This window comes from Burkholderia sp. (assembly GCF_018375725.1).
Classification (GTDB): Bacteria; Pseudomonadota; Gammaproteobacteria; order Burkholderiales; family Burkholderiaceae; genus Burkholderia.
Map to the genome: position 1 here is coordinate 1 of NZ_JAHACR010000232.1, position 7087 is coordinate 7087.

Sequence of the window (7087 nt, forward strand, 5' to 3'; positions counted from 1 at the left end):
TCCTGCAGATGGGTGCGGCCGATCTTGACGATGTCGGCGAATGCGCGCGACTTGGCGTCGAGCGTCGCGCGCAGCGTCCGCAGCGCGGGCAGCAGATGGTTGACGATCGCGTAGGCGGCGGCGATGTGCATTGCGGTCGGGAACACGTCGTTCGACGACTGGCCGCGGTTTACGTCGTCGTTCGGATGAACCTTGCGCGCCTCGCCGCGCACGCCGCCCATCAGCTCGCTCGCACGGTTCGCGATGACTTCGTTGAGGTTCATGTTGGTCTGCGTGCCGGATCCGGTCTGCCAGACGGCGAGCGGGAATTCGCGCGGATGCTTGCCGGCGATGATCTCGTCGGCCGCCGCGATGATCGCGCGCGCCTTGTCGTCGGCCAGCACGCCGAGCGACAGGTTGACCGCCGCCGCCGCGCGCTTGACGATCGCAAGCGCGTGGATCAGTTCCGGCGACTGCTTTTCCGTCGAGATCCTGAAATTCTGCAGCGACCGCTCCGTCTGCGCGCCCCAAAGGCGGGCCGCGGGGACGGCGATCTCGCCGAAGGTGTCGCGTTCCATCCGAACGGCTTCATTCATCATCCACTCCTTCGAGAAAAGGGCCTCGCCTGCGCGGCGTCGGGCACATCGCGGGACGCGCCGCAGCGGGGACGGCACCGGGCATATCGTGGGGCGGCGCCGTCGGTCGCATGGCGCTTATCGAGCCGGCACCCGCCCGCCATTGGCGTGAGCAAGCTCTAGCATAGCGCCGCCGTCGCATGCGCGGCTGCACGCGCCTACGCGTGCGCGACGAGCGATGCGCTCTTGCGGTGGAAGCGCCAGGCCATCAGTGCGGCGACGCTCGCGAGGCCCGCTGCGAGCCCCCACCACAAGCCGCGCGCACCCAGGCCCGCGTGGAACGCGAGCCAGTAGCCGGTCGGAAAGCCGATGCCCCAATAGCCGAAGGTGGCGGCGAGCATCGGAATACGCGTGTCCTTCAGGCCCCGCAGGCAGCCGGAGCCGACCGTCTGCATGCCGTCGACGATCTGGAATACCGCGGCGATCCCGAGCAGCGATGCGGCCAGCGAGACTGTGCCCGCGTTGGCCGGATCGTCGAGGTGCAGGTAGAGGCCGACGATCGCGTGCGGCGCGACGATCAGCACGAGGCCCGACAGCGACATGAACGCGACGCCGAGCCCGAGCGCGACGAAGCCCGCGTGGCGCGCGGCCACGGGCATGCCTGCACCGACCCAGTAGCCGACCCGCACGTTGGCGGCCTGGCCGATCGCGAGCGGCACCATGAATGCGACCGATGCGACGTTCAGCGCGATCTGGTGTGCGGCGAGCGACGTTTCGCCGAGCACGCCGACCGTGAGGCCGGTTGCGAGAAACAGCGTCGATTCGACCCCGTAGGTGATCGCGACCGGCCAGCCGATGCTGACCAGTTCGCTCATGACCGGCAGCTTCGGCCGCGCGACGGTCACGAAGTGCTTGAACCGTTGCCGGCCGTGCAGCAGCCAGACGAGCGCGAGCGCGGTGAGCCAGATCGTGATCGTGGTCGCGACCGCGGAACCGAGAAAGCCTATGCGCGGCAGGCCGAATGCGCCGTGAATCAGCCCGTAGTTCAGCACCGCGTTGATGCCGACGCCGCCGACCGAGACCCACAGCAGCCGGCGCGCGGCGCCGATCGCGGGCAGGAACGCGCGCATCAGGCCGACGCCGATCAGGCTGCCGAGCGCGGCGAACCGCAGCACGCCGGCGTATTCGCCGACGTTGTGCGCGAGCGTGGGCGGCTCGTGGAACATCAGCAGCAGCGGCTCGGCGAGCGACAGCACGACGATCGCGGGGATCGCGAGCAGCAGCGACAGCGCGAAGCCGGTCCAGTAGATATGCGGCACGCGGTGGTCGGCCTGCGCGCCGCGCGCATGCGCGACGCTGACGCTGACCGACGACAGCACGCCCTGCAGCACGGTCACGACGACGAAAAACAGGTTCGCGCCGAGGCCGCCTGCGGCGAGCGAGTCGGGGCCGAGCGAGCCGAGCAGCACGGTGTCGGTGACGCTCATCGCCATTTGCGACAGTTGGGCGATGGCGAGCGGCGCGGCGAGGCGCGCGGTATCGGCGGCGTGTGTCGAGAGCGACGGCTGCGCGGCGGCCGTTTGCGTAAGACCGGAATGCGACATGGAATGGGCGTTTGCGCCGGTGCGGGCCGGCGCTGTGTTTATTTTGAGAGACGGCTAGCTTACGGGTTTATTCGCAGGCTGTCGAACGCCTGGCCGATGGCCATGTCGCGGGCAGGGCGGCTAGTCGCCGTGTACCGCGATCCGTGTATCGCCGAGCAGCACGACCTGGCCCGCGCGGATCTTGCAGGTCTTGCGCAGTTCGACGGCGCCGTCGACCTTCACCGCGCCGGACGCGACGATCACCTTCGCGGAGCCGCCGCTGTCGGCGAGGCCGGTGATCTTGAGGAGGTTGTGCAACTCGACGTATTCGCCGGTCAGCGTGAAATCCAGATTGGGCATGACGAAAAGGGAGGCGCGCAACGCGCGGGTTGAATCGCCCGCATCATACGGCACCGCGCGCCGGGGCGCGAGAGCGGCATGCATCATCCGTCCCCGCGCGTGCCGGCACGGGCTTATCACGTTTCAGTGCGGAATGTGTCAGCCGCAAGTGTTAAAGAGTGTGAGCCATTCGTCAGCAAATGAAACGGTGGGTAACAGTCTGCGAGATTCGAGAGTTTGCCATGCGAAGGCGGGTACTGTAGCCGCACCTGCTGCATGTTGCGGCGGGTCATGCGACGGACCGCACCGATGCGGCCGCGCCAATAACTTCTTTGAGGAGGATAGTCATGTCCAACATTCGTTCGATCCTGATCGGTACCGCCCTGACGGCGTTCGCGACTTCGGCTGCCTTTGCCCAGACCGCCAACACGGGCGCACAAGGCTCGGCCGGCGCCGGCGTGAACGTGCAGACGCCGGTTCTCGGCGTGCAGGCGCAAGGCGGTGCGGGCGCGAACGCGTCGGGCAACGCGATCGGCAATGCGGTCGGCGGCGTCGGCGCTGCGGCCGGCAACGCGGTCGGCGGTGCGACGAGCAAGCTGAGCGAGGCGGCGGACGGTGCGAAGGAAACCGCGTCGGACACGGTCAAGTCGGCGAAGAAGCACGTCAAGCATGCGGCGCATGCGACGAAGAGCCATGTCGACGCCGCGAAGGCGAAGGCTGGCGAGGCGCTCGACGGTGCCGCATCGGCTCAGGGCAACGCCTCGGTCGGCGTGAAGGGCTCGGCACAAGGCGCCGTGCAGTAAGCACCGGTCTGTGCCGGCACGACGGCCGCCCCGGAAGGCGCGTCGTGCCGGCAGCGAGGCTCAGCGGCCCGGTTCGCTTCGTGCGAGCCGGGCCGTTTTCCATGGAATTCGGCCCGCGGTCAGGGCCGGCGCTGCCCCGGCGCCTGGCCGGCGCGAGGCGGGGCGGACGTCAACACGCTGCGCAGCCACGCGGCGAGGCGCGCAAACACGTCGTAGGGCTCGTCGACGAAGATTTCCGGTTTCAGCAGGCGCAGGTATTCCATGATCTGCTGCGCTTCCTGTTTCTGGAACGAGCCGTGCGAAATGCCCAGCCGCAGCAGGCCACGCAATTCGCCGAGCTTGTCGCGCGCGGCGCTGCCGACGCTCATCTCGCAGGCGAGCTTGGCTTCGTAGATTCGTTGCCGCAGCGATTCGGCAAGCCGCCACGCGGGCGTCTGCATCTGTTCCTCGAGCGTCTGGATATCCTGTACCGCGCTCTTGATCTGCGCGGCGAGCGGATCGACGAGCACCGCATCGCCCTGTGCTTCGGCAACGATCGCGCGCGCCCAGTCGCGGCACGCTTTCGCGAGTTCGTCCGGCGTCCATTCCGAGCGCGACGCGAAGCCGAACCCGAATTCGCCGGCCTGGCGCATCAGGATCGCGACGACGTCCGGGAACTCCTTGTCGAGCGTGCGTTTCGCCCAAGCGTACTGGCCGCCTTGCAGCATCTGCTGCACCGCGTGCTCGGTCAGCGGCACCATGTTGTCGAGCAGCTTTGCCCGAAGGAAATCCTCGAACGACGGCGTCGCGAAATGCGGGTCGAGTTTCTGCGAAACGCGCACGAATGCGTCGTAATCCTTGCGCAGGGACGCGAGGGTGTCGTCCTTGATGGAAAGGGTGATATGGCCCATGAATCGTCTCGATGGCGGCCCGCGCATGCCGGATCCCGACGCAAGGCGCGCGGAAGCGCGTGCGGCGTCGACAGACCGATGTGCGCCGGGGCCGATGGCGGGTCTTCAACCGTTTATCGGCTGCGCGGCACGAAACTTGAGACGACCGAGCGGGCAGGCGCTTTCGGGACGGGCGTTCAGCGCGGCAGCCACCCATGCGGCAGCACGATGCCCTGCCAGAAGAAGAACACCGCCAGTCCGACGGCGATCGTCACGAGCGGCCTGCGCGTCGTGGCCGACACCAGCACGGCGGCCAGTGCGCCGACGAGCTGCGGATTGCGCCAGGTCAGATCGGCTGTCCCGCCGTGAGGCGAGACGGTCATCGGCACGATGATCGCGGTCAGCACGGTGACCGGGACGAAGCCGAGCGCGGTGCGCACGAGCGGCGGGAAGGTCAGCCGCTCGCCGAAGAGGAACAGCGTCGACCGGATCGCATAAGTGATGGCGGCCATGCCGAGGATCAGCAGCACGTTGTTCACGATGCGGCCTCCGTGCGCGATCCGGCGCGCGCGCGATCCTGCAGCAGCGACAGCGCGACCCCCACCGCGACGCCGGCGGCGACCGCGCCCAGCAGGCCGAGCTTGTACGGCCAGCCCTGCCAGAAATAGGCCAGCGTGCCGGCCGTCGCGGCGGCCGCGAAATAGCGCAGCGTCACGAGTTGCGGGACGACGATCGCGATGAACGTCGCCGCCATCGCGAAGTCGAGGCCGAGCGACTGGAGCCCCGGAAACGCGGCGCCGAACCACAGGCCGACGATCGTCCAGAGCTGCCAGTTCAGATACATCGCGAGGCCGGAGCCGAAGAAGTAGTGCGGCCCGATGCTGCCCGCGGGGAAGTGCCGGTAATGCGCATAGGCGACCGCGAACACTTCGTCGGTCAGCAGGGCGCCGAGCGTGGCGCGCCAGCGCAGCGGCAGATGCGCGATGTACGGGGCGAGCGTGGCGCTGTAAAGCAGGTGGCGCAGGTTGACGATCAGCGTCGTCGCGAGCACGACCGCAAAGCCCGCGCCGCCTGCGAGCAGGCCGAGCACGATGAACTGCGCGGAACCCGCGAACACGGTGAGCGACATCAGTGCGCCGTGCCAGTTGGCGAGCGGTCCGCCGGTGACCAGCGTGCCGAAGATCACGCCGAACGGCGCGGCGCCGACCAGCATCGGGATCGTGTCGCGCGCGCCGTCGAGCCATTCGTTCAACGGGCGGCGCTGGGGTGACGTAGATGAATGATTCAAGACAACTCCTCCATGCGCGGGAGGATAGCGGGTTGACGTGGGGATGGCTTGTACATTCTTGCGGGCGGCTTCAGGTTCACGCGGCGAGCGGCCCGATTGCCGGTATCCGCATGCCGGATTGTCCGTCCCGATGCGCGGTGCGCGGCATTCGGTCGTCGAGCCGGCCTGCCGCGGGCGCGCGCGAAGGCGCTTGCGTCATCGCGCCTGCCAGCGCCCGGGCGGTACGCCGAACATGCGTTTGAAATGCCGGCTGAAATGGCTTTGGTCGGTAAAGCCGCTTGCCGCGGCGACGTCCGCGACGGCCACTCCCGCGCGCAGCGGTGCGAGGGCGCGCTGTAGACGCAGCTGATTGCGCCATGCGTGCGGCGGCATGCCGGCTGCACGCGAGAACAGCCGCGCCGCGTGAAACGGCGACAAGCCGACGGCCGCGCTCAGGTCGGTCAGCGACATGGGGCCGGTCAGGTCGGCGGCGAGACATTCGCGCATGGCGTCGATGCGCGCCTGGTCGGCGCAGGTCGGCCGGATCGGCGGCGGGTGCTTCGCGTGCCGTACCAGCAGGGTCGAAAACGCGTCGAGCATCGTCATCTCGGCGGCAAGCGGATCACGGCCGTCTTCGAGCAGCCGATGCGCGGCGATCAGCCGTTGCGCGAGATCGGGGTCGCGGATGATGTCCGGCGCGAACCAGGGCGCGGCCTGCGGATTGCCGGCGATCGCGTCGGCAAGCGAGCGGATGAACGGCACCGGCATGTAGGCGACGCGGTAGCGCCAGCCGTCGGCCCGACCGCGCGAGCCGGTATGGACTTCGCCGGGGTTGATGACGGGAATGGTGCCGGCTTCCGCCACATAGCCGCTGCCGCGGTATGTATAGGCTTCCGTGCCGGCCTCGATGACGGGAATCGTGTACGCGTCGTGCCAGTGCGGCGCGAACGCGTGGTCGCGATACTCGGCGGTGACGAGGTCGGCGTCGGGCAGCAGCGGCGTGCGCCAGTAGCGCGCGGAATCGTGGAAGCGGGCGGCGGACATGGCCGGGCGTGCAGCGGAAAACGTCAGTGTAGCCGCGCGCGCGGCGGTCGGTGCAATGCCGGGCGGGTCTGTTTAGCGGATCGGGATCGGCGTGCCGGCGGGCACGGGTACCGCGGTCACGCTGTTCTTTGCGCTGCCGCTGACAATCCGGTCGCTGTAGGTCAGATAGACGAGCGTATTGCGCTTCCTGTCGACGACGCGCACGACGTGCAGCGTCTTGAAGATGAACGACATGCGCTCGCCGAACACGTCGGTCTGCTGCTTGACCGGCTGGACGAAGCTGATGGGCCCGACCTGCCGGCACGCGATCGACGCCTCGGTCGGATCCTCGGCAATGCCGAGCGAGCCCTTGATGCCGCCCGTGCGGGCGCGCGACACATAGCAGGTGACGCCGCTCACGAGCGGGTCGTCGTAGGCTTCGACGACCACGCGATCGGAGCCCGTCACGCGGAAATTGGTGTTGACGCTGCCGACTTCCTCTCCGCGCGCGAGTGGCGCTGCCGCGAGCGATGCGAGGAGAAGGGGGGATGCGAGGACGGCAAGAAGACGGCTCTTCATCGGCGGAATCCGAAGCGATGGCGGGAGACAGACTCTAGCATGCACGCAACGATCGGCCGGAAAAACAAAA

The 7087-nt window shown here is 68.4% G+C and carries 9 protein-coding genes; 1 reads left to right on the forward strand and 8 read right to left on the reverse strand.

What is annotated here, in order from left to right:
- From KH616_RS19180 to KH616_RS19190, 3 genes are all read right to left on the reverse strand, one after another.
- On the reverse strand, positions 1–575 hold a 575-nt coding region (locus KH616_RS19180), incomplete at its 3' end, for a lyase family protein (protein ID WP_292249719.1).
- Positions 576–772: 197 nt separating this feature from the next.
- On the reverse strand, positions 773–2158 hold the full coding sequence (gene norM / locus KH616_RS19185; protein ID WP_292249720.1) for a multidrug efflux MATE transporter NorM: 1386 nt from the start codon (positions 2156–2158) through the stop codon (positions 773–775).
- A gap of 120 nt (positions 2159–2278) precedes the next feature.
- Entirely contained in the window at positions 2279–2497 is a 219-nt protein-coding gene (locus KH616_RS19190) for an RNA-binding S4 domain-containing protein (protein ID WP_292249721.1), read from the reverse strand.
- A 326-nt stretch (positions 2498–2823) separates the two neighbouring features.
- Here KH616_RS19190 and KH616_RS19195 point away from each other — a divergent pair, with 326 nt between their 5' ends.
- The gene (locus KH616_RS19195; protein WP_292249722.1) at positions 2824–3279 is read left to right on the forward strand and encodes a hypothetical protein; all 456 of its coding nucleotides are present in this window, start codon (positions 2824–2826) and stop codon (positions 3277–3279) included.
- Between the two features lie 119 nt (positions 3280–3398).
- Here the strand turns inward: KH616_RS19195 and KH616_RS19200 are convergent, their stop codons facing one another.
- From KH616_RS19200 to KH616_RS19220, 5 genes are all read right to left on the reverse strand, one after another.
- Entirely contained in the window at positions 3399–4169 is a 771-nt protein-coding gene (locus KH616_RS19200) for a DUF4088 family protein (RefSeq protein WP_292249723.1), read from the reverse strand.
- A 176-nt stretch (positions 4170–4345) separates the two neighbouring features.
- Positions 4346–4687 (reverse strand): AzlD domain-containing protein, encoded by a 342-nt coding sequence (locus tag KH616_RS19205; RefSeq protein WP_292249724.1) that lies wholly within the window; start codon positions 4685–4687, stop codon positions 4346–4348.
- A complete protein-coding gene (locus KH616_RS19210) occupies positions 4684–5436 on the reverse strand; it encodes an AzlC family ABC transporter permease (RefSeq protein WP_292249725.1) in 753 nt (250 codons plus the stop codon). Before KH616_RS19210 ends, KH616_RS19205 begins: the two co-directional genes overlap by 4 nt.
- A gap of 195 nt (positions 5437–5631) precedes the next feature.
- Positions 5632–6459, reverse strand: coding sequence for an AraC family transcriptional regulator (locus KH616_RS19215; RefSeq protein WP_292249726.1), 828 nt, complete (start codon positions 6457–6459; stop codon positions 5632–5634).
- A 72-nt stretch (positions 6460–6531) separates the two neighbouring features.
- Positions 6532–7017: a CreA family protein gene (locus KH616_RS19220; protein ID WP_292249727.1), complete on the reverse strand. Its 486-nt coding sequence runs from the start codon at positions 7015–7017 to the stop codon at positions 6532–6534.
- Positions 7018–7087: the final 70 nt, after the last annotated feature.